We start from the raw sequence: 24,962 nt of genomic DNA on the forward strand, positions 1-24,962 counted from the left end.
GCCCGCCGAAACCCCGCCACAGCCGCGGAAACGCGGCGGGCCCGCTCGGTGTGAGCGGGCCCGGAGCGGGAGCGGGTGCTAGCCGCGGTTGGGGGACAGGCCGAGCTGGAGGCCCTTGAGGCTGGAGGACCTCTTGCTCAGCGTGCCCGCGATCGAGCGGAGCTCGGCCGCCGCCGGCGAGTCGGGATCGGTCAGGACCAGCGGCTTGCCCTCGTCGCCGCCCTCGCGCAGCCGCAGGTCGATCGGCACCTGGCCGAGCAGCGGCACGCGGGCGCCGAGCGTGCGGGTCAGCGCGTCGGCGACCGTCTGGCCGCCTCCCTCGCCGAAGACCGCGATGCGCTCGTCGCAGTGCGGGCACGGCAGCCACGCCATGTTCTCGATGACGCCGGCGATCTGCTGGTGGGTCTGGGCCGCGATCGAGCCGGCCCGCTCGGCCACCTCGGCGGCGGCCATCTGCGGCGTCGTCACGACGAGGATCTCGGCGGACGGCAGGCGCTGGGCGACCGAGATGGCGATGTCGCCGGTGCCCGGCGGCAGGTCGAGCAGCAGGACGTCGAGGTCGCCCCAGTAGACGTCGGCGAGGAACTGGTGCAGCGCCCGGTCGAGCATCGGGCCGCGCCACACCACCGGGCTGTTGCCCTCCGGCTTGAACATGCCCACCGAGATGACCTTGATGTCATGCGCCACCGGCGGCATGATCATGTCTTCGACCTTGGTCGGCCGCTCGGAGGCGCCCAGCATGCGGGGGATGCTGTGGCCGTAGATGTCGGCGTCGACGATGCCGACCTTGAGGCCGCTCGCGGCCATGGAGGCGGCCAGGTTGACCGTGACCGACGACTTGCCGACGCCGCCCTTGCCGCTGGCCACCGCGAAGACCCGGGTCAGCGAACCCGGCTGGTTGAAGGGGATCTCCTTCTCGGGGCCGCGGTCGCCGCGCAGCTTGGTCTGGAGCTCCTTGCGCTGCTCCGTGCTCATGACGTCCAGTTCGATCTCGACGCCCGTGACACCGTCGAGCCGGGAGACCGCAGTGGTGACGTCACGGCGGATGGTGTCCTTCAGCGGACAGCCCGCGACCGTGAGGTAGACGCCGACGCGAACCACGCCGCCGGGCGCGAAGTCGACGCTCTTGACCATTCCGAGATCAGTGATCGGACGACGGATCTCGGGGTCGATGACGGTGGCGAGGGCGGCCGTCACCTGTTCCTGGGTTGGTGCCATCGAAGTCTCGGCACGAAGGGAGTGCCGTCCCTCCTTAGTGGTCTCTGTACGACAGGCGCTGCACGCCGGTGAGGATGCCCCTCCATGGTATGAACCAGGGGCGCGGCCCGGTTAATCCCTGCCGCGTCGGTGGCTGTATAGGTGTGCGTGCAACAAACTAAGGTTACTCTGTGACTCTTCTGCGCGACGAGGGCCTCACCGTCGAGGAGCTGGCCGTCTGGCGGATGCTGCAGCGGGCGCAGGTGCGGATCACGCGCCATCTGGAGGCCGAGCTGCTGGACGCCCACGACCTGCCGCTCGCGTCGTACGACGTGCTGTCGCAGCTCGCCGAGGCGCCTGGGCGGCGGCTGCGGATGAACGACCTGGCGGGCAGGGTGCTGCTGTCCCGCAGCGGCCTGACCCGCCTCATCGACCGGTTGCAGCGCGACGGGCTGGTGAGCCGGGAGGCGTGCGAGAGCGACGCCAGGGGGCTGTTCGCGGTGCTGACGGACGCGGGGGCGGCTCGGCTGGCCGAGGCCACGCCCACCTACCTGCGCGGTGTCCGCGCGCAGTTCCTCGACGTCCTGGACGCCGACGAGGTCGCCCGGGTGCGGGAGCTCGCGGCGCGGCTGGCCGAGGTCACGGACGCTCCCTGAGCTCCTCCAGCAGATGCTGGAGCTCCGAGCGCAGGTAGTCGCGGGTGGCGACCTCGCTCAGCGCCATCCGCAGCGCGGCGATCTCCCGCGTCAGGTACTCGATCTCCGCCTGGTTGCGCTCGGCGGCCTCGCGGTCCTGCTCGTACTGGACCCGGTCGCGGTCGGCCTGCCGGTTCTGGGCGAGCAGGATGAGGGGCGCCGCGTACGAGGCCTGGAGCGACAGCATGAGCGTGAGGAAGATGAACGGGTACGGGTCGAAGGCCAGGTCGGCCGGGGCGACGGCGTTCCAGATGACCCAGACCGCCACGAACACCGTCATGTAGACGATGAACCGCGCGGTTCCGAGGAAGCGGGCGATCCGCTCCGACAGGCGGCCGAACGCCTCCGGGTCGTAGTGCGGGCGCAGCGTGCGGCGCAGGTCGCGCGGCTGGTCCAGCCGCTCGGCCGTCACGACGGCTCCCCGGCGCGCGGGACCCGGGCGGGCCGGCGGGCGCTCACGGGTGCGCGCCTTCGCGCCAGTCGGCCGGGAGCATGTGGTCGAGCACGTCGTCCACCGTGACCGCGCCCACCAGCCGTCCCAGCTCGTCCACCACGGGCGCCGCCACCAGGTTGTAGCTGGCCAGGTAGCAGGCCACCTCGGGCAGGGTGAAGCCCGGCCGGATGGGGTCGATCGACGGGTCCAGCACCGAGCCCAGCAGCGTGGAGGGCGGGTCGCGCAGCAGCCGCTGGAAGTGGCTGACGCCCAGGTACGCCCCCGTGGGCGTCTCGTTCGGGGGCCGGGTCACGTACACCTGGGCCGCGACGGACGGCGCGAGGTCCTTCTGCCGGATGTGCGCGAGCGCCTCGGCGACCGTGGCGCTCGGCGGCAGGATCACCGGCTCGCTGGTCATCATGCCGCCGGCCGTGTTCTGCGGGTAGGTGAGCAGCCGCCGCACCGGCGCCGCCTCGCCCGGCTCCATCAGCGCCAGCAGGTGGGCGGCCTGGTCGGCGGGCAGGTCGTTGAGCAGGTCGGCGGCGTCGTCGGGGGCCATCTCCTCCAGGACGTCCGCGGCCCGCGCGGGTTCGAGGGTGCTGAGGATGCCGATCTGGTCGCGGGGAGGCAGCTCCTCCAGCACGTCGGCGAGCCGGTCGTCGTCCAGCGCGCGGGCGACCTCGATCCGCCGCTTGCCGGGCAGTTCGTGCAGGGCGCTGGCGATGTCGGCGGCCCGCATCGACTCGAACGCGGCGATCAGCCCGGCGGCGCCCTGGTCGTTCTGGAGCTGGTCGAACCCGGACACCTCGCCCCAGGCCATGATCCGGGGGTCGCGCCGCCGCCGGCCCCGGTACACGGCGACCTTGGTGATCTCCCAGGCCGACGGCCTGGTCTCCTCCATGGCGACGTCGAAGACCGTCATCCGCTCGCCCCCGGCGCTGACGGTGCGGTCGAGCATCTCGCCGATGACGAGGGTCTCGGTCGCGCGTTTCTCGAAGCGGCGCATGTTGAGCCGGCCCGTGAAGACGACCGCGCCGGCCTCGATGCCCCGTACGCGAGTGACGGGCAGGAAGACGCGGCGGCGCGGCTGCACCTCGACCACCATGCCGTGGACGGCGGGTGGCAGGGCCCCGCGCAGGCCCACGACGACGTCCCTGATCCGGCCGATCTGGTCGCCGGCCGGGTCGAAGACCGAGGTCCCGGCCAGGCGGGCCACGAAGATCTTCATACCGAGCAGGCTAACAGCCGGGTGACATTGCGCCCCGGACGCCCGGCATGTCAGTATCAAAAGATAAGAACGGTAATTACGGCGAATGGTGTGGGAATGAGATACACGGGACTCGCGATGGCGCTCGTCTCGGCGTGGTGCTTCGCGTTCTCCGGACCCATGGCCAAGTACCTGAACGCGGCCGGGCTGGCGCCCATGGAGGCCGTCTGGGTGCGGATGGCCGGCGCGGGGCTGCTGATGGTCGCCGTGCTGGCCGTGCTCAAGCCGTCCGCCCTGCGGATCCCGCGCTCGCGGCTGCCGTTCTTCGGGCTGTACGCCGTCGTGGCCGTCGCCGGGGTGCAGTCGCTGTACTTCGCCGCGCTCACCCGGCTGCCCGTGGGGATCGCGCTGCTGCTGGAGTACATGGCGCCGGTCATGGTCGTGGTCTGGGTGCGCTTCGTGCGCCGGGTCCGGCTGCCGCGCTCCGCGTACCTCGGCGCGGTGGTCGCCGTGGTGGGGCTCGGCATCGTGGTGGAGGTCTGGGACGGCCTGCGGCTGGACGCGCTGGGGCTGCTGCTGGCGCTGGTCGCCGGGGCGTGCTGCGCCGGATATTTCCTGATGAGCGATAGCTTCGGGGAGGACGTGGACCCGCTGGGGCTCATCGCCTGGGGCATGCTGGGCGCCGCCGTGGTGCTCGCGCCGTTCGCCCGGCCGTGGAGCATCCCCTGGGAGGCGTTCACCCGCTCGGTCGCCCCCGAGGGAGGCGGTCTCACCCTGCCGGCGTTCGGGGCGTACCTGTGGATGGTGCTGGTGGCGACCGTCGCGGCGTACATCCTGGGAGTCAACGCGGTGCGGCGCCTGTCGGCGGCCGTCGGCGCGACGGTGGCGTCGTTGGAGGTCATCGGCGGCGCGGTGGTGGCCTGGGCGCTGGTGGGCGAGGCGCTCGGGGCGTTCCAGATCATCGGCGGGCTGCTGGTGCTGTCCGGGGCGCTGCTCGCCCAGACGGCGGCGTCCCGGGGCGGGGCGCCGGCGACCGGGTCCGCGGCCCCGGCGTCGTCCGCCGAGGCCGGCCTGGCCCTGGACCGCGCACAGAGCTGACCGCGCCCGCCGGTCGTCGCCCACCATCCGCCGATGGTCCCGCCTCCGTGGGTGGTCGTCGTTCCGGATGGGTCCTGGCGGCGGAGTGCCGCGGGAGAGCGCCATACTGCGGCGGTGACGGCGAGTGTGGGAGGCGGCACGGATGCCCGGTGGCAGGTTGACGCGGGAGGATCGGCGGGACATCGCCGCGGGCCTGGCCGAGGGGCTCGGGTACGCGGAGATCGCCAGGCGGCTCGGGCGGCCGACGTCCACGGTCAGCCGTGAGGTGTCCCGTAACGGGGGTCCCCGCGACTACCGGCCCGACCACGCGCACCAGGCCACCGAGCGGCGCGCCCGCCGACGCGGGCCGGCCCGGTTCGCGGCGGAGACGGCCGGCGGCGCGGCGCACGGGCGCGACCCCGAGGCGATGCGGGCCCTCGAGGAGCTGTTCGCCGAGGTCCTCGTGGGGTCCGGGATCACCCGCACCCCGGCCAGGGTGCTGACCTGCCTGTCCCTCACCGACAGCGGCACCCTCACCGCCGCCGAGCTGGTCGAGGCGCTGCGGGTCAGCCCGGCGTCGATCTCGAAGGCGGTCGGCTACCTGGAGGAGCAGGGACTCATCAGGCGCGAGCGCGATCCCCGGGGACGGCGCGAGCGGTACGTGATCGACGGCGACATCTGGTTCGAGGCGTTCCTCTCCAGCGCGCGGACGAACGCCACGCTGGCCGCCGCCGCCCGCCAGGGGGTCGAGACCCTGGGCCGCGCCACGCCGGCGGGGGGCAGGCTGGAGGGCATGGCGGAGTTCCTGGAGCGGACCAGCCGCGACATGTTGGACGTCGCCCTGCGCTGGCGGCACGTCCTGAGGGACCGCGAGCGGGACGACAGCCCGGAGGGCGGGTCGCCGGGCGGTCGCTGAGACGGTCCGCCGGCGGTCCTCGGGTGTGGGCCGAGGCTCTCCCGTGGCAGGACTCCAGGCGGGTCGCCGCGGCCTCCTGTGGCGGGTCAGGACTCCAGGGGTGTGAGGCGGAGGACCGTGGAGTCCCGGGCCCAGCGGTCCGCCAGGTGGGCGCCGTCGCGCGCGTTGAGCCGCTCCTTGGCCAGCACCGCGACCGCCTCCGGCTCCGCCTGCTGGTCGACGACCTGCACCGCCGCGTCGAACTCCACCAGCCGGGCCCCGTTGTCCTTGCTGCGCAGGGTGACCCGGACCCGGTCGAGGCCGGCGAGCCCCGGAAGGTCCTGCTCGCCGCCGCCGGTCACGAGGTAGACGGCGCCGTCGTGCCAGGCGTGCCAGGCCAGGCGGGGGCGGTCGAGTCCGAGCCAGAGGATGCCGGACTTCTTCGCGCCCTCCTCGATGGCCGCGCGTGTGTCGCTCACGTCCCGACTGTAATCCAGCGGGGTGATCCGGCGGCAGGTGGCCCGCGCGCCGGATCGCGTCCTGTCAGCGGCGGGCGAGCTTCCAGGCCAGCGGCAGCAGCCCGGCCGCCACGGCGATCTTGGCGGCGTCGCCCAGGAGGAACTTGCCGGCGCCCTCCACCAGCACCGTCCCCAGGTCCAGGCCGGTCACCGCCATGAGCACCGGCAGGCCGAACGCGTGGATGATGACGTTGCCCAGCGCCATCGTGCCGACCGTGCCGAGGACCGTGCGGTCGGCGCCGCGCTCGGCGAGCTTGCCGACGACGGCCGCCGCGGCGATGAAGCCCAGCACGTAGCCGAACGTCGCTCCGCCGAAGCCCGAGCTGTGCCCCGCGAACCACGGCACGCCCGCGATGCCGGCGACGAGGTAGAGGGCCATGCTGGCGGCGGCCCGGTTCATGCCGAGGGCCGCGCCCACCAGCAGGACGGCGAAGGTCTGGGCCGTCACGGGCACCGGCCAGAGCGGGACCGTGAGCTGGGCGGCCAGACCCGTCAGGCCAGTCCCGCCGACCACGAGGGCGACGTCGCGGACACGGCTGCCCGGCAGCAGGTCGGACAGGACGGCGGGGCGGATCGACATGGGGGCGGATGCCATCAGGGCTACACTCCTTCGCTGAGTCTTGTCCCCATTGTTGGCCGCCGCCCGCTTCGTGTCCTGCACCGGGCATGCCAAGAACGACCCGACCGGTTTGTACGGGTGCGATAGAAGCCGGGCGCCGTGCCCCTCTCAGGCTGACCTACTAGCGTATGCCGCATGCGCTCACGTCGTTCGGTTCTCGCGGTGCCCGGCAGCAACCCCCGGTTCCTGGAGAAGGCCCAGGGCCTGCCGGTGGACGAGGTGTTCCTCGACCTGGAGGACTCCGTCGCGCCGCTGGCCAAGGACCAGGCCCGCGCCAACGTGGTCACCGCGCTGCGCGAGGGCGACTGGACCGGCAAGACCCGCGTCGTCCGGGTCAACGACCTGTCGACGCAGTGGACGTACCGCGACGTGATCGAGGTCGTCGAGGGCGCGGGCGAGCACCTCGACTGCCTCATGCTGCCCAAGGTCCAGGACTCCACCGAGGTCGTCTGGCTGGACACGCTGCTCACCCAGATCGAGAAGGCCATGGGCTTCGAGGTGGGCCGCATCGGCATCGAGGCGCAGATCGAGAACGCCCGCGGGCTGGTCAACGTCGACACCATCGCGGGCAGCTCCGGGAGGCTGGAGACGCTGGTGTTCGGGCCCGCGGACTTCATGGCCTCACTCAACATGCGGACCCTCGTCGTGGGGGAGCAGCCCCCCGGCTACACCGAGGGCGACGCCTACCACTACATCCTCATGCGGCTGCTCATGGCCGCCCGGACGCACGACCTCCAGGTGATCGACGGGCCGTACCTCCAGATCAAGGACGTCGAGGGGTTCACGCGGGTGGCCCGGCGGGCCGCCGCGCTCGGCTTCGACGGCAAGTGGGTGCTGCACCCGTCGCAGGTGGACGCGGCCAACGCGGTGTTCTCGCCCACCCAGGAGGACTACGACCACGCCGAGCTCATCCTGGAGGCGTACGAGCACTGCACGACGGTCGAGCGGCGCGGGGCCGTCATGCTGGGCGACGAGATGATCGACGAGGCGTCGCGCAAGATGGCGCTCGTCGTCGCCGCCAAGGGCCGCGCCGCCGGGCTGAGCCGTACGAAGACGTTCCAGCCCGGCGAGTGACTCCGGTCAGAACGTGATCCCGACGCTGGTGAAGAACCAGAACGCCGAGGTCAGCCAGAGGCCCACCAGCGCCGTGAACACCAGCCCGCCCAGCACCGGCAGCGTCCAGCCGGGCGTTCCCCGCTTGGGCAGCGCCAGCATCTTGGCGGTGAAGAGGCCGTAGAAGAAGCAGCCGAGCAGCGAGTGGGCGAGTACCCGCGGCACGTCGTACTGGAGTCCCAGCGCGTACAGGCAGTGGAAGGCGACCGGGATCGTCAGGACGAACGCCAGCCGGCCCGACCAGCGGTGCACGGCCGGCGGGATGGGGACCCGCAGCCTGCCCCACATCGACAGGGCCGACACGATCTGCACGATCGCCAGCAGGAACGCGCCCGTCGTCAGCCACGCCTTCATCGGCAGCGCCCCCGAGAAGCCCGCCGGTCCCACGGCGAAGCCCGTGGGCGCGTGGACCCGCCCGTAGACGCCCAGCGCCACGGTGGCGAGCGCGCCCGCGAGCAGGGGAGTGAGGAGGACGGCCAGGCCGCCGGGCCGCCTGCGGCGCACGGTGGTGCTCATCGCATCTCCTCGATGAAGCCGTCGACGTCCTTCGGGTGGAGGGTGGCCTCGCCGGCGGTCACGGGCTCGGTCGGCCGCTCGCCGTCCAGCTCGGGCACCTGGATCTGCTCCTCGCCGGCGAACGCCGCGCCGACCTGGGTGAAGCCGCCCCCCGGCCGCTTCAGCACGATCCAGCCGGCCCGGATCTTCGCGCCGCGCACCTGCGCGGTCGCCCGGTACAGGCCCGACGGCTTCCTGACCACCGGCGCGTCGAACGTCCAGCGCCTGCCGCCGACCTTGAGCCATCCCTTGGCCTTGCCGCCGCCCAGGGTGGCCCCGGCCGCCGCGCCGCCGACGCCTTCGAGGCCGACCTTGCCGCCGGTCGCGTCGCCCTTGAACCACGCCTCGGAACGGCCGTCGCAGAAGTACCCGATGGCCTTGTCGCCGCGGACCGAGATGGCGATGAGGCCGCCGTTGCGGTCCACGTGCCCGCCGTAGTCGGCCTTGGTGGGGCCCTTGGCCGTACGGGTCGGTGACGGCGTGGCCCGTGGTGTGCCCTCGTCGGGCCGCGCGGTCCGGTCGCTCTCCGGGCTCGCCGTGTTCTCGGTGTTCTGCGGGCTTCTGGTGTTCTCGGTGGTGCTCGCGGTGGCGCTACGGTCCGCCGCGGGTGCCGCGGTGACGCTGGCGACACCGAGCCCCGCGGCGAGCACGGCGCCGGCCGCCAGGGTGAGGACAGGTCCCAGCCTTGACATTGGATCCGCTCCCAGGCTCGACATGCTGACATCACGAGCATCCGCCTAAAAGGACGAGCCGTCTGTGAACTAATGCGCATCGGACGGACAGAATGTAAAGATGCAGGAGAACTCAGGACCCCAGCTTCCGTACGGCACGGAGCCGCCCGGACCCGTCCACCAGCCCTGGCGGGCGGGCTCCCCTGAGTCCGTCCCGCAGCCGCCCGCCCCGGCGGCTCCTCCCTACGGCGCGCCGCCCTACCCCGCCCATCCGGGTTACCCGGCCTACGGCGCGCCCCTGCCGCAGCCGGTGTCCTGGTTCGCCCCCACGCCCTCGGGCGCCCGCTACGACCACCTGGCCAGGACGCCTCTCGCCCGCCCGTGGCGGCAGATCGTCGGGACCCTGGTGGTGGCCCTCGGGTTCCTGGTCGTGGGCCTCGTGGTGGTCCTGGCGGGCTCGGTGTTCGCCAGTATCGCCGGGCTGCCGATGCCGATCACCGCTGACGAGTCGTTCGGCGACCCGGTGTTCGGGATGGCGGTGCTGCTGCTGTCGATCGCGGCCGTGCTGCCGCTGGTGTTCGGGACTGCCGCGCTGGTGCAGCAGCGCAGGCCCGGGACGCTGTCGTCGGTGGCCGGGCGGCTGCGCTGGCCGTGGCTGCTGTCGTGCGCCGGGGTGGCCGTGCTCGCCCTGGTGCTGGGACAGACCGCCCAGGCGGTGGCGCTCATGCTGTCGGGGGAGGACACCTCCGACATGTTCGGGTGGGCGGGCTGGCGCGAGTTCGTGCCCGCCCTGATCGTGATCGTGCTGCTGGTGCCCTTCCAGGCGGCGGCCGAGGAGTACATCTTCCGCGGGTGGGTGCTCCAGGCGCTGGGCGCGCACGTGCGCAACCCGGCGTGGGCGATCGTGCTGGGCGCAGCCCTGTTCGCGTCGCTGCACGGCTACACGGGGGCGGGGCTGTTCGACGTGTTCGCGTTCGGCGCGGTCATGGGGTGGCTGGCCGTACGGACCGGAGGGCTGGAGGCGCCGATCGCGCTGCACGTGGTCAACAACATGATGGCCTTCGGGGTGAGTGCGGCGGCGGGACAGCTCGACGACGCGCTGCGGCAGGGCGCGGTGCCGTGGCAGGCGCTGGCGGGGACCGTGGTGCAGCTCGGGGTGTTCGCCGCAGGGGTTGTCTATCTAGCGAAAAAGCGGTCAGTCAGCGCTATCTCTGCATAAATCCGGCGACGGGGCTGAGGAATCTCGCTAGAGAGGTCTCGCCATTCTGGCTTCGGCGTGCTGGTCTGGATGCTGTGGGCAGGCGAGGATGGCGGAGGTGATCATCTCTGTCTGGCGGGGTACTTGTCGACGCGTGCCGGCATTAACCGGAATGGGCGCCGACAAGTGACCTCCAGCCCTGGAGCGGTCCGAATCGCCCGGCCGAATCCCGGAAATGCGGTTTTGTGCCCTGTTGACCAGGTTCGACCCGTTCGACGAGCTCGACTAGGAGGTGCGCCGCGTGGCCTCCGCTCCCAGCGATCCGCCACGGCGACCGCCGGGTGACGACGACCCTCACCCGGAATCCGCCCCGGACCCGTCCGCCACATCTTCACCCCCACCGTCCCCGTCGGCATCGGGGGAGCCTCGCATCAGGCACTCTCCACCTGGCCCCACGGACGACCGGGCCCGTGGGTTACCGCTGGCGTCGCCCTGGGGGATGCCGCCGTTCTCGTCGCCCACTCCGGAGGACGAGGAGCCGGAGGAGCCGCCCCGGGGGCGCAGGCCGTACAGCTCCCCGACCGCCGAGCCGGAGGCGGAGCCGCGCCGCAGGCCCTGGCGGCTGGTGAACCGGCCCGACAAGCTCGTCGCCAGCGGCCCGCCCCGCCCCCAGCCCCACCGCCCCTCCCAGCGGGGCCCGGAGCCCGGCGCGGAGGGACGGGACGACCTGCCGCCCGGGGTGGTGCCGGCGGGCGTGATCCCGCCCGAGGTGGTGGACCCGGGAGTGCTGCCGACCGGGGTGGTGCCGGGCTCCTGGTTCGAGAGGCGCGACGCGGCCCCGGGCGAGGAGGAGGCCGCCGTCGTCCCCGACGGTGACGGGGACGACGATCTCCCGTCCAGGGCGCGTCCGTACGTGGCCGCCGCCCCCCTGCCCGTGATCGACGCCCCGCCCCCCACCGGGACCGCCACCGAGACCCGGCACGCCGATCGCGAGGAGGACGGCGGCGAGCCCGGCGACCGGCCCGGCGACCGGCCTGAGGACCGGCCCGGCGACCGGCCAGAGGAGAGGCCAGGTGACGAGGTCGAGGTGCGGCGGGTGGGCAGGCCGCCGGCCGGGCGGCCCACGAGGCCCGATCTGCTCGTCGCCTCCGGCCCGCCCCGCCCCGGCGCCCTCGGTGGGCGGCACCACCGGGGGCCGGCCCCCTCGGCCGTGCGGCGAGCCGGCCCCGTGCGCGGGCGGCGCGGCATGGCCGCCCCCGTGGCCGTCGTCCTGGCACTCGCCCTGGTCATCGCCGGCACCGTGATCGTGTGGCGGTGGAACGCCCCGGGCGAGCCCGCGCTGCGCCTGGCGGCCGGCACCGGGCGGTCCGGCGACGACCTGTTCACGGTCCCGTCCGCCGGCGACGGCTCCAACCAGGTGCTCAACGACCTGGCCTCCGCCGGCAAGGCGGTGGTCGCCGTGGGCAGCGACACGACGAGCCCGACGCCGCGCCCGCTGTTCCTGTTCTCGCCGGACAGCGGCAGGACGTGGCGGCTCGGCAAGGTCAGCGGCGGCGCGACCACCTCGACGGTGCGGCGGGTCGTCGGCGGCGACGGCCACTGGCTCGCCGTCGGCGGCGACGTCAGCGGGGGCGGGAGCGGGACCGGTGGTGGGCCCGGTGGTGGACGGGGCCTGTGGACCAGCGCCGACGGCCTCGATTGGGTGGCCGTGGAGGAGAGCGGCCTGGCGGCGTTCAGGGACGGCGACGTGGTGGCCGACGTCGCGCGGACCCGGTCGGGGTTCGTGGCGGTGGGAGGCACCGCCAGGGAGGACGGCGGCCTCGGCCCGGCGGCCTGGCAGTCGTCCGACGGCCGCGCCTGGCAGCGGGCGGACCTGCGCGCTTTGGACACGTTCGACCTCCGGGCGGTCGTGGCCAGGGGGGACACGGTCATCGCCGTGGCCCGGCCGGCGCAGGGCGACGGCTCACGGGTGGTGCGCTCGGCCGACGGCGGGCGCACCTGGCGGGCCACGGGGTTCCAGCTCCCGGAGGCGATGCCGCGGGCCGGGTCGCTGGCCGTGCTCCCGGAGCGCTTCGTGCTCGTGCCCACCCGGCAGCGCACGATCGAGGGCGACGTGCGGGTGTACTGCTCGCCGAGCGGTGAGCAGTGGGCGCAGTGCGGCTCGATCGGCGGACTCGGCGGCGAGAGCCCCGGTGTCGAATCGGTGATCACCCATCCGGGCGGCGTCGCCGTGGTCGCGCAGGCGAAGCTGGACTCGTACGAGGTGCTGACCAGCTCCGACGCGCGTACCTGGACGAAACGCGCGGACCTGGCGGGGCTGCGGGGCGCCACCCTGCGTGGAGTCACGATCACGCAGTCGGGCACGCTGCTCGCGGGCGGCGACCAGGCGGCGGCGGACGTCGACAACCAGCTCGTCCTGCTGTCCGCGCCGCCGCGCGGAGAGGCGGCGCGCGTGCGGCTGGTCGACGTGGAGGGCCTGTCGCGGATCGCCCGCCGCACCAACGGCCTGGCCGGCCACGAAGGCCGGTACGTCGCGGTCGGGAGCGCCTCCGGCGACGCCGGCATCTGGACCAGCCTCAACTGGAAGAGCTGGACCTCGATGAGCCTCGGTGGCCCCCGCGAGCAGGAGCTCGCCGACGTCGTGTACGGCCGCCGCGGCTGGCTGGCGGCCGGCTCCACGCAGACCGGCATCGGCGTCACCGAGCCGCTGCTCGTCACCTCCGAGGACGGCCGCTCCTGGAAGCGGGTCCCGGCGGGCGGCGACCTGGCCCGCCCGCAGGACCACGCCCGCCTGGCCGTGACCGCCGTGGCGGCCGGCCCGGAGGGGTACGTGCTGGCCGGCGAGGACACCAGCGCCTCCGGCATGACCGGCCCCGCGCTGTGGTTCACCCGCGACCTGCGCAAGTTCACCCGTTCCCGCAAGCTGCCGCAGGGCGGCTCCGGCGTCCGCGTGCTGGACCTGGCGGCCACCGCGGACGGCTACGTGGCGGTCGGCGCGGCCGGCGGCGGCGACGGGGAGCGCGGGATGGTCTGGGTGTCGGAGGACGGCGTCAACTGGAAGGCCCGCAAGCGCCTCGTGCCCGACGGGGCGGCCTCGGCCGGGCTCCGCCACGTCGCCGCGTACCAGGGCCGGATCGTCGCCGTCGGGACGGCGCGGGTGCAGGGGGCCGGCCGGGCGTTCGCGGCCGTCTCGGAGGACGACGGCGCCACCTGGAGCACGTCGTGGCTGCCCGCCGAGCGGGCGGCGGACGTGTACGACCTGGCGGCGACGGACCAGGGGCTGGTGGCGGTCGGCTGGCACGGCACGCCGGGCGACGCCGACAGCGCCGCGTGGATCTCCCAGGACGGCGCGTCGTGGACCCGCTCGGACCTGACGAAGGACCGGCTGGGCGGACCCGGCATGCAGTGGCTGGCGGCGGTCACGGTGACCGGGTCGGAGGTGGTGGGGCTCGGCCGCAGCACCACCTACGACGCCGACCACCTCATCCTGTGGACGTCCACCCTCACGTCCAGCCGCTGACGTCCTGCCCCGGCTCGACGGAGCGCCGGGTCAGGGCCACACCTCCCACTCGCGCAGGGCCTCGGCCAGTCCCTCGGTGAGCGGCAGCCGTACGAGGTCCCGCGGCGAGCACCAGCGCGCGTCGGCCGCGTCGTCGGCGGCGGCCAGCGTGCCGCCCGTCACGGTGGCGAGGTAGTCGCGGATCTCGTACGTCACCCCGCCCGGCCCGGGGCGGTCCACGACGCCCGCGAGACGGCCCACGGCCACGCGCAGGCCCGTCTCCTCCAGCACCTCGCGCTCCAGCGCGGCGGCGTCCGTCTCGCCCGCCTCGACCCGGCCGCCCGGGATCGACCACAACCCCTCGCCCGGCGGGCGTCCGCGCCGCACGAGCAGCAGCCGGCCCCGCCCGTCCTTGATCACCGCGCCCACACAATTTACGCGCACCTGACCAACATTACGGCGGCTCGACGGCGCCGCCCTTGACGACACCGTGCTTCACGACGCACCGTTGATAGCTGTGACAGCGGCTCCAACCTGCCCACGGTGCTTTGGCCCGCTTCACGGGCCCAACGCGTGGTCCAGCGCATGGCGGTGCGACGCGCATGGCGACGTCATGCCCTTCCAAGCCCCCCTCCCGCCCTCCGACGTGGCCGTCGGCGCGCTGCGCAAAAGCTCGGTCGTGCCCCTGTGGATCCCGTGGCCGCTGCCCGCCGGGTGGCTCGTCACCGGGTTCGCCGAGGCGGGCGACGAGCGCAGCGGCGGCCGGGCCGGCGTGGTCGCGCTCAGCGGGCCGTCGCTCGCCCACGGACCGGCCGACATGCTCCTCATCGCCGAGGAGCCTGGCGTGGGGCTGGGGGCGGCGTTCGCCGGGCTGAACGGGCCCGACCCGGGAGAGGGGTTCGACTCCGGGCCGCCGAACGCCAAGGTCGAGGTGCTCGGCCATCCGACCCCGCTGTGGTGCGTCGGCGCGGGCTCCGACCGGGCCGTCTACGCGGGCGAGGCGCTGGGCAACTGGCTCTGGGCGATCGCCTGGCCGGCCGACGCGGGCTGCGTGATCGCACTGACCGACCTGAGCCTCCTCGACCTGCGTGACCACGACTTCGACCTGCCCTTCGGCGCGTTCTCGCCGCGCCTCGGCGGCTGACCAGTACGCTCCGCCAGCCGGACGGACTAGAGTGCGGAAGCGTGACAGCGCGTATCGAGCGAGTGGTGACCGAGGGCGTCGTCGACATCGACGGCACCGAGCACAAGGTCGAGAACAACACCTGGATCGTGGGCGACGACGACGAGGTGATCGTCATCGACCCGGCGCGTGACGCCGGCAAGATCCTGGAGCAGGTCGGTGAGCGTGAGGTGCTCGCCGTCATCTGCACCCACGGCCTGCCCGACCACGTCGGCGCGGCCATCGAGGTGGCCAGCAGGGACGAGTCCGTCATCGCCCTCCACCCCAAGGACAAGCAGCTGTGGCGGGACACCTGGACCGAGACGTGGCCGGACATCGAGATGGAGGACGACGGCGTCTTCGGCGTCGCCGACGTCCAGCTCGACGTCATGGAGACGCCCGGCATCAGCCCCGGCGGCGTGTCGCTCTACTCCGAGGCGCTCGGCGCCGTGTTCACCGGCAAGACGCTGCAGGCCGACGGCCCGGGCAAGCTCGGTGGCGAGTACCCCGCCCTGCCCGACCAGCTCACCGCCATCGGCGGGCGCCTGTTCACCCTGCCCGGTGACACCCGCGTGCTGGCCGCCCACGGCGACGAGGTCACCATCGGCGACCTGGAGCCGCACTTCGACGACTGGGTGTCCGGCTCGCTGACCCGCACCGTCACCGAGGAGGAGGGCCCGCTCGCCGACGGCACCCGCGTCGCGGGGATCAGACTCGACCCGAGCGACGACTAGCGTGCGGCTCCCCGGCGACCGAGCCGCCTCCACGGAGTGGAGGCCATGAACAGCGTGCAGCTGCCCCTGGAGGGGATGCCGCGGCGGCTCTACTCGTGCACGCCGTCGCGGCTCAACACCTGGCTCGACTGCCGGCGCCGCTACCGGTTCACCTACCTCGACCGGCCGCAGCCGCCCAAGGGCCCGGCCTGGGCCCACAACAGCGTCGGCGCCAGCGTGCACAACGCGCTGGCCGGGTGGTGGCGCGAGCCGTACGAGCGGCGTACCCCGCTGACCGCGGCCCTCTTACTCACCAACGGGTGGATCAAGGAGGGCTTCCGCGACGAGGAGCAGTCGGCACGGTGGCTCGGCCGTGCCCGTGACCTGGTCTCCGGCTACGTCGGCACCCTCGACCCTTCCGACGACCCGGTCGGCGTGGAGCGCACCGTCGCCACCCGTACCAAGGTCATCGCCCTGTCCGGGCGGATCGACCGGCTCGACCGGCGGGGCGACGAGCTGGTGGTCGTGGACTACAAGACCGGGCGGCGGCCGCTCACCCAGGATGACGCCCGCTCGTCGCTCGCGCTGGCCGTCTACGCGATCGCGGCCTCCCGGATGATGCGCACGCCCTGCCGCACGGTCGAGCTGCACCACCTGCCGACCGGCGAGATCGTGGAGTGGCGGCACACGGACGAGTCGCTGGAGCGGCACCTGGGGCGGGCGGAGGAGGTGGCGGCCGAGGCGTCCGCCGCCGACGAGCGCTACCGGGAGGCCGTGGCCGCGCCTCCGTCGTCCCGGTCGAAGGCGCCGCGGGGCGCTCCGCAGGGGCCGGCGGTGCGGGTCCCGCCCGAGGTGGACGCGCTGTTCACGCCCACCCCCGGGCCGATCTGCTCTTGGTGCGACTTCCGCCGCCACTGCCCCGAGGGCCTGGCCGCCGGTCCCGACCGCAACCCCTGGGACGGGCTCGCCGACTAGCCGGGTGGGCGTTCGATCACGACATCACCGGCAGGCCGCGGTCGAGGCCGGTGATGTGCAGGAGCCTGGACATGTACGGGGTGGGAGCCGTCAGAGCGAGGGTGACGCCCCGCGCTCGGGCGCGGTGCTGGATGCCGACCAGAACGGCCAGCCCGGCGGCGTCACAGAACGACACCTCGGACAGGTCGAGGATGAGCAGGCTCGTGCTGTGGTGCAGCGTGCTCAGGAGCCGCCGGCGAAGCGCCGCGCTGGTGAAGATGTCGATCTCACCGGACAGGTGGACGGTGGTGGGCGCGGACGCGCCGGCCACGCCGGGCGGGGACGTGTCGATGACGGTCATGAGATTCTCCGATCGGAGAGCAAGGATGAGACGCCTGCCGGCCAGTGGTCGGTCAGCCGCCGGACGGCGGTGTCGGGACCGCTCGGACCGGCCGGCAGGCAGCGCGGGACACACCCGCACAGCCGGTCAGCCGACGGGGCGAGCGGCCGGGGTGACGACCGTGCGCCCGCCCTCGTTCTCCCAGACGAGTGACGCGTCCTCGCCTCCGCACGGGGCGGCGGGGATGTGCGCGATGGTGAGGAGGTCGGCCGGAGCGAAACCGGTCGTGTCCTGCGTGGCGAGCTTGAGCGCGGCCTCGGCGGGCACGCGCGCGGTGCCCGGCGGGATGACCAGCAGAACGATCGGCTCGGCGTCCGCGAGAGACAAGGTGATCACGCGGGGGTCGGTGTGGCGGAACCAGCCGACTCTGACCTGACGTCCCCGTGCCGGGATACGGCGCGGGATGTGATCCCATGTGTCCCGGTGCATGCCGACCCGCAGCGTGGTGCGGCCGAGCTGCTGATCGACGGCGGCGATGAGGCCGGGCAGTTCGGCGGCGGCGTCGTGGGAGTGGGGCCACCACGCCCCGTCGACCGTGCCGCGCCGATCCAGCGCGGGATTCAGGCTGAGCCGGACGGCGGAGTCGACGGCGGGGACCGCGGACGCGACGGCGTACAGCGGCTTGAGATGGGAAAGAGGCGTCGGCGTCATGGCTTGCCCGGCCTGTCCGGCCCGTCGGGGCCGCGCGGTGTATCGCCGCGGGCGACGCCGACCTGAATGCCAACGCACGAAGTGTCCTCGGTATCTCTCAGTGTATCCCGTCGGCTCCCGGTTGGACCGATCGCGGCAGGACCAGCTTCGACCGCCACGTGCGCGGAGACGTCGCCGCCTGGGCGTCTGATCCGGCCGGTGGTGCTGCACGACGGACAAGCCGAGGCGGCACGGGGCGGGTTCCTGTCTCGCTCAGCCCTTCGGCCGGCGGCGTGGGTCGGTCAGGCCCCTGAGTCCCCTGCTCACGTCGTAGCCGGCCGCGCCGAGCCGTTCGCGGCAGCCCCGCAGCATGGTCCGGGTCGCCGGCATGAACGCGCGGTCGTGCACCGGCTCCGGCAGGCTGTTGAGCGCCAGCCGGAACGCCCGCAGCCCCGCCGTCACCAGCCTCGGCGGCACCTCCGGCAGCACGCCGTACATCCGCCTCGCCCACTCCGGCAGCGAGTAGTAGCACAGCGCGCCGAACGGGAAGTAGAGCGGCTTGCCCGCCGACAGATACCGCAGCTCCCGCGGCAGCCTCGGCCACAGCAGGAACCGCACCGCCGCGACCGCCTCCTCGGTGACGCGCAGCGACGGCCGCGCCTGCTTGAAGTAGGCGTCCATCTCGGCGCACGAGCCCGGCACGTCCTCGGCGTGCAGCCCGACGTAGGCGGCACTTCTGCGCTGCTCGCGCAGGTAGCGGTCGGCGTCGCGCCCCGTCAGGCCGAGCCCGCCGCGCCGGGCCACCTCCAGGTACGACGACACCTCGGCGCAGTGGACCCACAGCAGCAGCTCGGGGTCGTCCACCCGGTGCCTCGCGCCCGTGTCCGGGTCGATGACGCGCAGCGCACGGTGGATGCCGCGCACCCGCCTGCCGATCTCGGCCGCCTCCTCGGGGCTGCCGAACGTCACCCGGCCCACGAAGTCCGCCGTGCGGCGCAGCCGGCCGAACGGGTCGTCCTGGAACGTGGAGTTCTGCCAGACGCCGCGCATGGCGAGCGGGTGCAGCGCCTGGAGCATCAGCCCGCGGACACCGCCGACCCACATGGAGCGGTCGAGGTGGACCCGCCAGGTGGCGCTGTCGGGAGGTTGGACGACGATCCCGTCGATGCCGGCCATGATGGGCAGCAGGATTACACGGAGACGGACCTGATGTCCAAATGGCGGCTCTCCGCCCGGTTCCAGAACCTGACGAGCGCCGCCGCCGTCGTCTCGGGTGCCTCCACGGCGGGCGAGTGGGCGGCGCCGGGCACGACCACGATCTCCGCGCCCAGGGCCGTGGCCATCTCCGCCTGCGTCTCGGCGGGCCAGCCGTCGTCGTGCTCGCCGTACAGGACGAGTGTCGGCACCTCGACCTGGCGCAGCTCGTCGGTGCGGTCGTGCATGCTCACGACCTGCTCGGCCATGCGGGACAGACCGGTCGGGGAGTTGGACAGCAGGCGCCTGCGCAGGAACGCCAGGATCTCGTCGGGCACTCCCGCGGACAGGGCCTCCGGCTCGAAGGCGTCGTCCCAGACCTGCTCAAGGCCGAGTCGCGGCACCTCGTCCATGATCCGGCGGCTGGCGTGCGCCCGCCGTCCGACGATCGCGGCCGGGCCCGAGCTCATCAGCGTGAAGGAGGCGAACTTGGTGCGCCCGTCGATGACCGCCTCCCGCGTCACGAGACCGCCGAAGGAGTGACCCACCAGGTGGAGCGGCTCGCCGTCGGCGACGACCTGGGCCAGCAGGTCGATGTCGGCGCCGAGCGCGGCGCACGTGTAGGCCTCGGGATCGTCGGGACCGGGCGTCTCGAACTGCCCCCGCAGATCGACCGCGAGCACCCTGCGGCCGGACTGGGCCAGCGTCTGCAGGACCGCGATGAAGTCCTCCTTGCTGCCGGTCAGGCCCGGGACCAGCAGCGCCGGCCAGCGCTCCACCACACCGCTGACCGGCAGCGCCTCAAGGGCCGCGAAGGTGCCCTCGGGCGTCTCCAGCTTCTGCGGCGCAACGCCAGGTGGCAGGTCGAGGAATCGCGGCGTACTCACGTGGGGCAACAATACCCCGAGGTCAGCGGTCCGACACCGGCGAAGTAAGTACGCTGGTGCGAGTTCTGAGGAGTTGTCCGAATGCACGAAGTGGAAGTCCGGCCCGCGACCTCGTGGCCCGACGTGGCGGCGGTCCTGGGCCCGAACGGGGGCTCGTCGGGCTGCTGGTGCCTGTGGTTCCGGGTGCCCGGCGGGGAGTTCCGGGAGCTCGGCGGCGACGAGCGCCGCGACCGGCTGCGCTCCCTCGTCGAGTCCGGGACGCCGACGGCCGCCCCCGGGCTGCTCGCGTACGCGGACGGGACCCCGGTGGGGTGGTGCGCGGTGGCGCCGCGCGAGGAGTACACCCGGCTGGCGCGCTCTCCCATCACCCGGCCCGCCGACCGGGACGAGACCGGGGTGTGGGCGGTGACCTGCTTCTACGTCACACGCGCGGGACGCGGGCGGGGCGTCGCGGCGGCGCTGCTGGAGGCGGCCGTGGACCACGCCGCCGGGCAGGGGGCCGTGGCGGTCGAGGGCTATCCGGTGGACTCCGGGCGGCGGCTGGCCGCGGGGGAGCTGTACCACGGGTGGAGGTCGCTGTTCGAGGACGCGGGCTTCACGGAGGTCGCCCGCCGGAGCCCGTCCCGGCCCGTCATGCGCCGCCCCTTGCCCGGCCCTTCCTGACGCGCCGCCGTCCCGCTCTGGCCGCTTTTCCTGACGCGCGGTCGCGCCTGACGTCCGTTCCGGCGTACCGGGCGGTAAACGCGACAGGGCGCGCACCCGAAGGTGCGCGCCCTGTCGTCCGGACGTGTCCGGTGGGTTCTTCCGGAGGCGTCAGCCCGTGCGGCGGCGACTGCCGCCGCCGCTGCCGCCGCCACGAGCCTGGCGGCGCTGCTGCTTGCGCTCCGTCGCGGCCGACGGCGCGATGTCGTCGTCGTCCGTCGCCAGATCCGGTGACTGGAAGATCACCGCGAACGGGCTCGGCGGGATGATCCGCTCCGGCTCCTTGCGGGCCGGGGGCGGCGGGGTGGACAGGAAGCTCGGCTCCGGCACGCGCTCGGCGACCGGCTCCTGAACGCGCCCGCGGTCCTCACCGCGGCCACGCTCGGCGACGTCCTCCCGAGCACGGCTGCGCTCGGCGACGTCATCCCGAGCACGGCTGCGCTCGGCGACGTCCTCCCGAGCACGTCCACGCTCGGCGGACGGCTCCTGGGCACGGCCACGCTCGGCGACGTCCTCCTGAACGCGTCCGCGCTCGGCGGACGGCTCCTGGGCACGGCTCCGGGGGGTGACGGGCTCCTTCTCCTTGACGTCCCTGTCCTTGACGTCCCGTTCCGTCGCCTCCCGCGAGCCGGCCTCGGTGGCCGGCTGGGCGGCGGAGCGGCGGGTGCGGCGGCGCGGCTCGGCGGCCACCGCCTCCACCTCGTCCGCGGAGATGATCGCGGGCGTCTCGTCGGTCCTGCGCGAGCGGTTGTCCACGACCTCTACCTCCGCGGTCTCGACGGGGCTGTCTTCGGGCAGCTTGCCGCCACGGGTGCGGCGGCGCTGACGCGGCGTGCGCGGCGGACGCTCCTCGCGCTCCTCACGCTCGTCGCGACGGCGACCCCGTGCGCGCGATCGGCCGGTCTCACCGAGGTCCTCGATGCGCTCGGCCGACAACCCCGCCCGCGAGCGGTTGGCGTGCGGCAGGACGCCCTTGGTGCCCTCGGGGATGCTCAGCTCGGAGTAGACGTGCGGCGACGTCGAGTAGGTCTCCTCCGGCTCGGCGAAGTCGAGCCCGAGCATCTGGTTGATCATCTTCCAGCGGGTCAGCTCCTCCCACTCGACGAAGGTGACCGCGATGCCCGTGCGCCCGGCCCGGCCGGTGCGGCCGACGCGGTGCACGTAGGTCTTGTCGTCGGTGGGCGCGTCGTAGTTGACCACGTGGGTGACGTCGTCGATGTCGATGCCGCGCGCCGCCACGTCGGTGGCGACCAGCACGTCGATCTTGCCGTTGCGGAACGCGCGCAGCGCCTGCTCCCGCTGGCCCTGGCCGAGGTCGCCGTGGACGGCCGCGACCGCGAACCCGCGGGTGTCGAGCTGCTCGGACACCATGTCGCAGGCCCGCTTGGTCTCACAGAAGACCATGGTGAGCCCGCGGCCCTCGGCCTGGAGCAGCCGGGACACGATCTCGATCTTGTCCATCCGGTGGACCCGCCAGACGAGCTGGCGGACCTGCGGGGTGGTCTCGCCCTCGCCGCTGTCGTGCTCGGCGCGGACGTGGGTGGGCCGGTTGAGGTACTTGCGCGACAGCCCGACGATCTCGCCCGGCATGGTCGCCGAGAACAGCATGGTCTGCCGCTGCTCGGGGATCAGCTTGAAGATCCGCTCGATGTCGGGCAGGAAGCCCAGGTCGAGCATGCGGTCGGCCTCGTCGAGCACGAGCGAGGTGACCTGGCTGAGGTCGAGGTGCTTCTGCTTGACCAGGTCGAGCAGCCGGCCGGGGGTGCCGACGATCACGTCGACCCCGGCCTTGAGCGCTTCGACCTGCGGTTCGTACGCGCGACCGCCGTACACGGTCAGCACGCGGGAGCCGAGCTTGCCGGCGGCCGTGACCAGGTCCTCGCTGACCTGGGTGGCCAGCTCGCGGGTGGGCACGACGACGAGCCCGCGCGGCTTCTTGCGGTTCTTGCGCGGCTTGCCGATGCTCTGCAGCATCGCGATGCCGAACGCCAGGGTCTTGCCGGTGCCCGTGCGGGCCTGGCCGATCAGGTCCTGGCCGCTCAGTGCGAGCGGGAGTGCCATTTCCTGGATCGGGAACGGTGTGGTGATGCCCTCGGTCTCGAGGGCATCGGCGATTTCTGGAGTGACTCCGAGGTCTCGGAAAGTCGTCAGCGTGGCCTGCCTCAGTCTCAAATGAAGGCGGGCCTGCCGGGACCGACGGGCGGAAAACGTTCCCCGTTGCCTGGGTCCTCGCGGTAGAGCCAGCCCTCTCGCGTCATTAGCGACCGCGGGCCCGGGGAGCGGGGGTTTTCGGGGGGATCCCCCGAATTTACACAGTGCGGTCGCACTTTCACAGAGCAGTGTACTCGATACCACAACGTTGGCCGAGCTTCTGGATGTTCCCGAAGATTCCGCCAAGTACGCTGCGTTCCATGAAGGAGTCTCCTGGTGTGGTCGATCTGCTCGGTGTGCTGGCATATGCCGAGCTCAGCGCGTTCGCGCGGATGACCGAGGACGCCGCGTCCCTGGCCCCCTCCTTGGCGGACCGGGCGGCGCTGAGTGAGCTGGCCGTGGCCGAGTACGCGCACTTCCGGCTGCTGCGCGACAAGCTGGCCGAGCTGGGCGCCGATCCGGACGAGGCCATGTCGCCCTTCGTGGAGGCGCTGGACGGCTGGCACACCCAGACCGCGCCGGGCGACTGGCTGGAGGCGCTGGTCAAGGCGTACGTGGGGGAGGGCATCGCGTTCGACTTCTACCGGGAGGCGGCCAAGCGGCTGGACCCTCCGCTGGCGAAGCTGGTGGACCAGGTGCTCGCGAACGAGGGCCGGTCGGAGTTCGCGGTGGAGCGGGTCAGGGCGGCGCTGGAGGCCGACCCGGTCGCCGCGGGCAGACTGGCGCTCTGGGCGCGGCGGCTCGTCGGCGAGGCGCTCAGCCAGGGTCAGCGCGTGGCGGCGTCCCGGCCGGAGCTGGCGCGCATGCTGGTCTCCTCGGACGCGGACGACCAGGCGGAGATCTCGCGGATGTTCGCCCGGCTGACGGAGGAGCACGGCAAGCGCATGACCGCCCTGGGGCTGTGACGCCCAGGGACGAGCACGGGCCTGAATCTTCTCAGGGGCAGGCGCGCGCTCCTGGGCGGGTGAGGCGGCAGCCCCATGGTGGTCGGCTGGCCGGGAGGCCGGCCTCGGACGGCTCGGTGGCTGGGCAGCGTGCGCTCTCCCTGCGGAGCACGGGGCGCGAGGTCCAGCGACTGGGTCCGCATCTCGTCAAGGAACCGCCGTGGCGGCGCCAGGCCCTCATAGCTGCACGGTACAGCGGTTTCGCCTTCCGCGCCCGCCCCAGCGGTGAGCCGGGGCGGGGCGGGGCGATCGACGGGGGGTCGCCGGGGGCGCTCCCCCTCCGCGTCAGGTCAGAGGGTGCCGCCGAAGCCGACCGGACGGGACTCGTCCTCGCCGATCTCGACGAATCCCAGCGACGAGGTGGGCACGAGCACACGCCTGCCCTTCGTGTCGGTGAGCGAGACCACGCCGCGCTCGACCGCCAGGGCGTTTCTGATCTCCTCTTCGACCTGCTCGGCCGACAGGTCGGTCTCGACGACGAGCTCGCGGTGTACGGACCGCACACCGATCTTGACTTCCATCGTGCTCCCTTTCGTGCCTGTGGACGCGGCCGCTCCGAGCTGACGCTCGACGGGGGCTGGCCCCTCCATGGTCGCCCCTCCGGGGTGGGAGCGGGCGGGGTGATCGCGCCCAGCGAACGGGTTAAGCCGTACGCGGAAAACCGCTGATGCCGCGCCAGGCGAGCCGGGCGACGAGCTGCTCGGCCGCCTCCTTGGGGATGGAGCCGTGGGTCGTGACCCAGTACCGGGCGCTCACCTCGGCCATGCCGACCAGGCCGACGCCGAGGAGGTGGGCCTCGTCGCTGGTGCAGCCGGTGTCCTCCTGGATCACCGCGCTGACCATCTCCGCGCACTCGCGCAGCGAGCGCTCCACGCGCTGGCGCACCGGCGCGACGTTGCGCAGGTCGGACTCGAACACCAGGCGGAACGCCTCGCCCTGGGTGGAGACGAAGTCGAAGAACGCCGCGAAGGTCGCCTGCACCCGCAGCTTGTTCTCGTTGGTGGAGGCCAGGGCCTCGCGGCAGCGGTTGACCATGTCGTCCACGTGCATGTCGAGCAGCGCCAGGTACAGCTCAAGCTTGCCGGGGAAGTGCTGGTAGAGCACCGGCTTGCTGACCCCGGCCCGGTCGGCGATCTCGTCCATGGCGGCCGCGTGGTAGCCGTTCTCGACGAACACTTCCTGGGCGGCGCTGAGCAGCTGCCGGCGGCGGGCGAGTCGGGGCAGCCGGGTGCCCCGGGGCTTGGCATCCGGGGTTGCTGTCACGCGGGTCTCCCATGGGTCTGTTCAGTGTGCCGTGTCGGCACATCCTACGTGCGGGTAAGTGACCCTCACCGGTAGTCGTCGTCATCGAGGTCCACGACGCGGTCCTGGTCGGCCGCGTCGGCGGGATCGGCCTCCAGCGGGAGCGAGGCACGCGGCCGTCCCGTCTCCTCGCGGGCGGAGCGCTGCTGCTCGGCGGCGTCGGCCTCCGGCGCCTCGATCGACAGCTCCTCCTCCTCGAAGGTGCGGTCGTCGTCACGCGTGTCCATCTCCGACATGTGAGGTCCC

The 24,962-nt window shown here is 73.2% G+C and carries 27 protein-coding genes; 11 read left to right on the forward strand and 16 right to left on the reverse strand.

Features of this window, described 5'->3' with window-relative positions; translation table 11 throughout:
• Positions 1–78: 78 nt before the first annotated feature.
• The gene (locus tag AB0H64_RS31770; protein WP_357632023.1) at positions 79–1,218 is read right to left on the reverse strand and encodes an Mrp/NBP35 family ATP-binding protein; all 1,140 of its coding nucleotides are present in this window, start codon (positions 1,216–1,218) and stop codon (positions 79–81) included.
• Positions 1,219–1,388: 170 nt separating this feature from the next.
• Between AB0H64_RS31770 and AB0H64_RS31775 the strand changes: the two genes are divergently transcribed.
• Positions 1,389–1,853 carry a MarR family transcriptional regulator gene (locus tag AB0H64_RS31775; protein WP_357632025.1) on the forward strand — a complete coding sequence of 155 codons (465 nt, stop codon included), beginning with the start codon at positions 1,389–1,391 and terminating at the stop codon, positions 1,851–1,853.
• Here AB0H64_RS31775 and AB0H64_RS31780 read toward each other — a convergent pair.
• Both AB0H64_RS31780 and AB0H64_RS31785 read right to left on the reverse strand, forming a co-directional pair.
• Positions 1,837–2,304, reverse strand: a complete 468-nt coding sequence (locus AB0H64_RS31780) for a DUF1003 domain-containing protein (protein WP_310712930.1) — start codon at positions 2,302–2,304, stop codon at positions 1,837–1,839. The genes AB0H64_RS31775 and AB0H64_RS31780 overlap by 17 nt on opposite strands.
• Before the next feature lie 43 nt (positions 2,305–2,347).
• Entirely contained in the window at positions 2,348–3,553 is a 1,206-nt protein-coding gene (locus tag AB0H64_RS31785; protein WP_357632027.1) for a CBS domain-containing protein, read from the reverse strand.
• Between the two features lie 96 nt (positions 3,554–3,649).
• Here AB0H64_RS31785 and AB0H64_RS31790 point away from each other — a divergent pair, with 96 nt between their 5' ends.
• Together AB0H64_RS31790 and AB0H64_RS31795 are read left to right on the forward strand one after the other, a co-directional pair.
• A complete protein-coding gene (locus tag AB0H64_RS31790) occupies positions 3,650–4,630 on the forward strand; it encodes an EamA family transporter (RefSeq protein WP_357632029.1) in 981 nt (326 codons plus the stop codon).
• 142 nt (positions 4,631–4,772) lie between these two features.
• Positions 4,773–5,525 (forward strand): MarR family transcriptional regulator, encoded by a 753-nt coding sequence (locus AB0H64_RS31795; protein ID WP_357632031.1) that lies wholly within the window; start codon positions 4,773–4,775, stop codon positions 5,523–5,525.
• Between the two features lie 86 nt (positions 5,526–5,611).
• On the opposite strand, the gene AB0H64_RS31800 is transcribed toward AB0H64_RS31795, so the two are convergent.
• On the reverse strand, positions 5,612–5,983 hold the full coding sequence (locus AB0H64_RS31800) for a hypothetical protein (protein ID WP_357632033.1): 372 nt from the start codon (positions 5,981–5,983) through the stop codon (positions 5,612–5,614).
• Between the two features lie 64 nt (positions 5,984–6,047).
• The gene (locus tag AB0H64_RS31805; RefSeq protein ID WP_357632035.1) at positions 6,048–6,617 is read right to left on the reverse strand and encodes a biotin transporter BioY; all 570 of its coding nucleotides are present in this window, start codon (positions 6,615–6,617) and stop codon (positions 6,048–6,050) included.
• 159 nt (positions 6,618–6,776) lie between these two features.
• On the opposite strand from AB0H64_RS31805, the gene AB0H64_RS31810 reads away from it, so the two are divergent.
• Positions 6,777–7,715, forward strand: a complete 939-nt coding sequence (locus AB0H64_RS31810) for a CoA ester lyase (RefSeq protein ID WP_357632037.1) — start codon at positions 6,777–6,779, stop codon at positions 7,713–7,715.
• A 6-nt stretch (positions 7,716–7,721) separates the two neighbouring features.
• Here the strand turns inward: AB0H64_RS31810 and AB0H64_RS31815 are convergent, their stop codons facing one another.
• Together AB0H64_RS31815 and AB0H64_RS31820 are read right to left on the reverse strand one after the other, a co-directional pair.
• Positions 7,722–8,270, reverse strand: a complete 549-nt coding sequence (locus AB0H64_RS31815; protein ID WP_357632039.1) for a DUF6529 family protein — start codon at positions 8,268–8,270, stop codon at positions 7,722–7,724.
• On the reverse strand, positions 8,267–9,001 hold the full coding sequence (locus AB0H64_RS31820) for a hypothetical protein (protein WP_357632041.1): 735 nt from the start codon (positions 8,999–9,001) through the stop codon (positions 8,267–8,269). Before AB0H64_RS31820 ends, AB0H64_RS31815 begins: the two co-directional genes overlap by 4 nt.
• Positions 9,002–9,101: 100 nt before the next feature.
• Between AB0H64_RS31820 and AB0H64_RS31825 the strand changes: the two genes are divergently transcribed.
• Both AB0H64_RS31825 and AB0H64_RS31830 read left to right on the forward strand, forming a co-directional pair.
• Complete coding sequence (locus AB0H64_RS31825; RefSeq protein ID WP_357632043.1) at positions 9,102–10,199, forward strand: type II CAAX endopeptidase family protein; 1,098 nt, start codon at positions 9,102–9,104, stop codon at positions 10,197–10,199.
• A gap of 478 nt (positions 10,200–10,677) precedes the next feature.
• Positions 10,678–13,698, forward strand: a complete 3,021-nt coding sequence (locus AB0H64_RS31830) for a hypothetical protein (protein ID WP_357632045.1) — start codon at positions 10,678–10,680, stop codon at positions 13,696–13,698.
• 30 nt (positions 13,699–13,728) lie between these two features.
• On the opposite strand, the gene AB0H64_RS31835 is transcribed toward AB0H64_RS31830, so the two are convergent.
• Positions 13,729–14,121: an NUDIX domain-containing protein gene (locus AB0H64_RS31835; RefSeq protein ID WP_357632047.1), complete on the reverse strand. Its 393-nt coding sequence runs from the start codon at positions 14,119–14,121 to the stop codon at positions 13,729–13,731.
• Positions 14,122–14,194: 73 nt separating this feature from the next.
• Between AB0H64_RS31835 and AB0H64_RS31840 the strand changes: the two genes are divergently transcribed.
• The 3 genes from AB0H64_RS31840 to AB0H64_RS31850 are packed head-to-tail and all read left to right on the forward strand — an operon-like array spanning position 14,195 to position 16,527.
• Positions 14,195–14,821, forward strand: coding sequence for a DUF6758 family protein (locus AB0H64_RS31840; RefSeq protein ID WP_357632049.1), 627 nt, complete (start codon positions 14,195–14,197; stop codon positions 14,819–14,821).
• A gap of 41 nt (positions 14,822–14,862) precedes the next feature.
• The gene (locus AB0H64_RS31845; RefSeq protein ID WP_357632051.1) at positions 14,863–15,573 is read left to right on the forward strand and encodes an MBL fold metallo-hydrolase; all 711 of its coding nucleotides are present in this window, start codon (positions 14,863–14,865) and stop codon (positions 15,571–15,573) included.
• A 45-nt stretch (positions 15,574–15,618) separates the two neighbouring features.
• Entirely contained in the window at positions 15,619–16,527 is a 909-nt protein-coding gene (locus AB0H64_RS31850) for a PD-(D/E)XK nuclease family protein (RefSeq protein WP_357632052.1), read from the forward strand.
• A 16-nt stretch (positions 16,528–16,543) separates the two neighbouring features.
• Here AB0H64_RS31850 and AB0H64_RS31855 read toward each other — a convergent pair whose 3' ends face one another.
• The 4 genes from AB0H64_RS31855 to AB0H64_RS31870 form a co-directional block, all read right to left on the reverse strand.
• On the reverse strand, positions 16,544–16,867 hold the full coding sequence (locus tag AB0H64_RS31855; RefSeq protein ID WP_357632054.1) for an STAS domain-containing protein: 324 nt from the start codon (positions 16,865–16,867) through the stop codon (positions 16,544–16,546).
• A 126-nt stretch (positions 16,868–16,993) separates the two neighbouring features.
• The gene (locus AB0H64_RS31860) at positions 16,994–17,557 is read right to left on the reverse strand and encodes a DUF5994 family protein (RefSeq protein ID WP_357632056.1); all 564 of its coding nucleotides are present in this window, start codon (positions 17,555–17,557) and stop codon (positions 16,994–16,996) included.
• Positions 17,558–17,809: 252 nt separating this feature from the next.
• Positions 17,810–18,712: an oxygenase MpaB family protein gene (locus tag AB0H64_RS31865; RefSeq protein ID WP_357632058.1), complete on the reverse strand. Its 903-nt coding sequence runs from the start codon at positions 18,710–18,712 to the stop codon at positions 17,810–17,812.
• A gap of 14 nt (positions 18,713–18,726) precedes the next feature.
• Positions 18,727–19,617, reverse strand: coding sequence for an alpha/beta hydrolase (locus AB0H64_RS31870; protein ID WP_357632060.1), 891 nt, complete (start codon positions 19,615–19,617; stop codon positions 18,727–18,729).
• Between the two features lie 81 nt (positions 19,618–19,698).
• Between AB0H64_RS31870 and AB0H64_RS31875 the strand changes: the two genes are divergently transcribed.
• On the forward strand, positions 19,699–20,280 hold the full coding sequence (locus AB0H64_RS31875) for a GNAT family N-acetyltransferase (RefSeq protein ID WP_357632062.1): 582 nt from the start codon (positions 19,699–19,701) through the stop codon (positions 20,278–20,280).
• Positions 20,281–20,430: 150 nt separating this feature from the next.
• Here AB0H64_RS31875 and AB0H64_RS31880 read toward each other — a convergent pair whose 3' ends face one another.
• On the reverse strand, positions 20,431–22,380 hold the full coding sequence (locus AB0H64_RS31880) for a DEAD/DEAH box helicase (protein WP_357632064.1): 1,950 nt from the start codon (positions 22,378–22,380) through the stop codon (positions 20,431–20,433).
• Between the two features lie 350 nt (positions 22,381–22,730).
• Between AB0H64_RS31880 and AB0H64_RS31885 the strand changes: the two genes are divergently transcribed.
• The gene (locus AB0H64_RS31885) at positions 22,731–23,375 is read left to right on the forward strand and encodes a ferritin-like fold-containing protein (RefSeq protein ID WP_357632065.1); all 645 of its coding nucleotides are present in this window, start codon (positions 22,731–22,733) and stop codon (positions 23,373–23,375) included.
• Between the two features lie 329 nt (positions 23,376–23,704).
• On the opposite strand, the gene AB0H64_RS31890 is transcribed toward AB0H64_RS31885, so the two are convergent.
• The 3 genes from AB0H64_RS31890 to AB0H64_RS31900 all read right to left on the reverse strand — a co-directional run bounded on the left by AB0H64_RS31890 (position 23,705) and on the right by AB0H64_RS31900 (position 24,952).
• Complete coding sequence (locus tag AB0H64_RS31890; RefSeq protein ID WP_357632067.1) at positions 23,705–23,935, reverse strand: DUF3107 domain-containing protein; 231 nt, start codon at positions 23,933–23,935, stop codon at positions 23,705–23,707.
• Between the two features lie 121 nt (positions 23,936–24,056).
• On the reverse strand, positions 24,057–24,677 hold the full coding sequence (locus AB0H64_RS31895; protein WP_357632069.1) for a TetR/AcrR family transcriptional regulator: 621 nt from the start codon (positions 24,675–24,677) through the stop codon (positions 24,057–24,059).
• Between the two features lie 65 nt (positions 24,678–24,742).
• Positions 24,743–24,952: a hypothetical protein gene (locus tag AB0H64_RS31900; RefSeq protein WP_357632071.1), complete on the reverse strand. Its 210-nt coding sequence runs from the start codon at positions 24,950–24,952 to the stop codon at positions 24,743–24,745.
• Between the last annotated feature and the right edge of the window lie 10 nt (positions 24,953–24,962).

The organism is Nonomuraea sp. NPDC050733 (genome assembly GCF_040654215.1).
In the GTDB taxonomy this organism is placed as follows: domain Bacteria; phylum Actinomycetota; class Actinomycetes; order Streptosporangiales; family Streptosporangiaceae; genus Nonomuraea.

What these genes read in the sequence shown, in the direction of transcription:
- AB0H64_RS31875 (WP_357632062.1), top strand. Translation starts at nt 19,699, where the DNA reads ATGCACGAAGTGGAAGTCCGGCCCGCGACCTCGTGGCCCGACGTGGCG.
- AB0H64_RS31830 (WP_357632045.1), top strand. Translation starts at nt 10,678, where the DNA reads ATGCCGCCGTTCTCGTCGCCCACTCCGGAGGACGAGGAGCCGGAGGAG.
- AB0H64_RS31900 (WP_357632071.1), bottom strand. Translation starts at nt 24,952, where the DNA reads ATGTCGGAGATGGACACGCGTGACGACGACCGCACCTTCGAGGAGGAG.
- AB0H64_RS31820 (WP_357632041.1), bottom strand. Translation starts at nt 9,001, where the DNA reads ATGTCAAGGCTGGGACCTGTCCTCACCCTGGCGGCCGGCGCCGTGCTC.
- AB0H64_RS31805 (WP_357632035.1), bottom strand. Translation starts at nt 6,617, where the DNA reads ATGGCATCCGCCCCCATGTCGATCCGCCCCGCCGTCCTGTCCGACCTG.
- AB0H64_RS31790 (WP_357632029.1), top strand. Translation starts at nt 3,650, where the DNA reads ATGAGATACACGGGACTCGCGATGGCGCTCGTCTCGGCGTGGTGCTTC.
- AB0H64_RS31860 (WP_357632056.1), bottom strand. Translation starts at nt 17,557, where the DNA reads ATGACGCCGACGCCTCTTTCCCATCTCAAGCCGCTGTACGCCGTCGCG.
- AB0H64_RS31785 (WP_357632027.1), bottom strand. Translation starts at nt 3,553, where the DNA reads ATGAAGATCTTCGTGGCCCGCCTGGCCGGGACCTCGGTCTTCGACCCG.
- AB0H64_RS31865 (WP_357632058.1), bottom strand. Translation starts at nt 18,712, where the DNA reads ATGGCCGGCATCGACGGGATCGTCGTCCAACCTCCCGACAGCGCCACC.
- AB0H64_RS31880 (WP_357632064.1), bottom strand. Translation starts at nt 22,380, where the DNA reads ATGGCACTCCCGCTCGCACTGAGCGGCCAGGACCTGATCGGCCAGGCC.
- AB0H64_RS31795 (WP_357632031.1), top strand. Translation starts at nt 4,773, where the DNA reads ATGCCCGGTGGCAGGTTGACGCGGGAGGATCGGCGGGACATCGCCGCG.
- AB0H64_RS31885 (WP_357632065.1), top strand. Translation starts at nt 22,731, where the DNA reads ATGAAGGAGTCTCCTGGTGTGGTCGATCTGCTCGGTGTGCTGGCATAT.
- AB0H64_RS31855 (WP_357632054.1), bottom strand. Translation starts at nt 16,867, where the DNA reads ATGACCGTCATCGACACGTCCCCGCCCGGCGTGGCCGGCGCGTCCGCG.
- AB0H64_RS31825 (WP_357632043.1), top strand. Translation starts at nt 9,102, where the DNA reads ATGCAGGAGAACTCAGGACCCCAGCTTCCGTACGGCACGGAGCCGCCC.
- AB0H64_RS31850 (WP_357632052.1), top strand. Translation starts at nt 15,619, where the DNA reads ATGAACAGCGTGCAGCTGCCCCTGGAGGGGATGCCGCGGCGGCTCTAC.
- AB0H64_RS31810 (WP_357632037.1), top strand. Translation starts at nt 6,777, where the DNA reads ATGCGCTCACGTCGTTCGGTTCTCGCGGTGCCCGGCAGCAACCCCCGG.
- AB0H64_RS31815 (WP_357632039.1), bottom strand. Translation starts at nt 8,270, where the DNA reads ATGAGCACCACCGTGCGCCGCAGGCGGCCCGGCGGCCTGGCCGTCCTC.
- AB0H64_RS31890 (WP_357632067.1), bottom strand. Translation starts at nt 23,935, where the DNA reads ATGGAAGTCAAGATCGGTGTGCGGTCCGTACACCGCGAGCTCGTCGTC.
- AB0H64_RS31770 (WP_357632023.1), bottom strand. Translation starts at nt 1,218, where the DNA reads ATGGCACCAACCCAGGAACAGGTGACGGCCGCCCTCGCCACCGTCATC.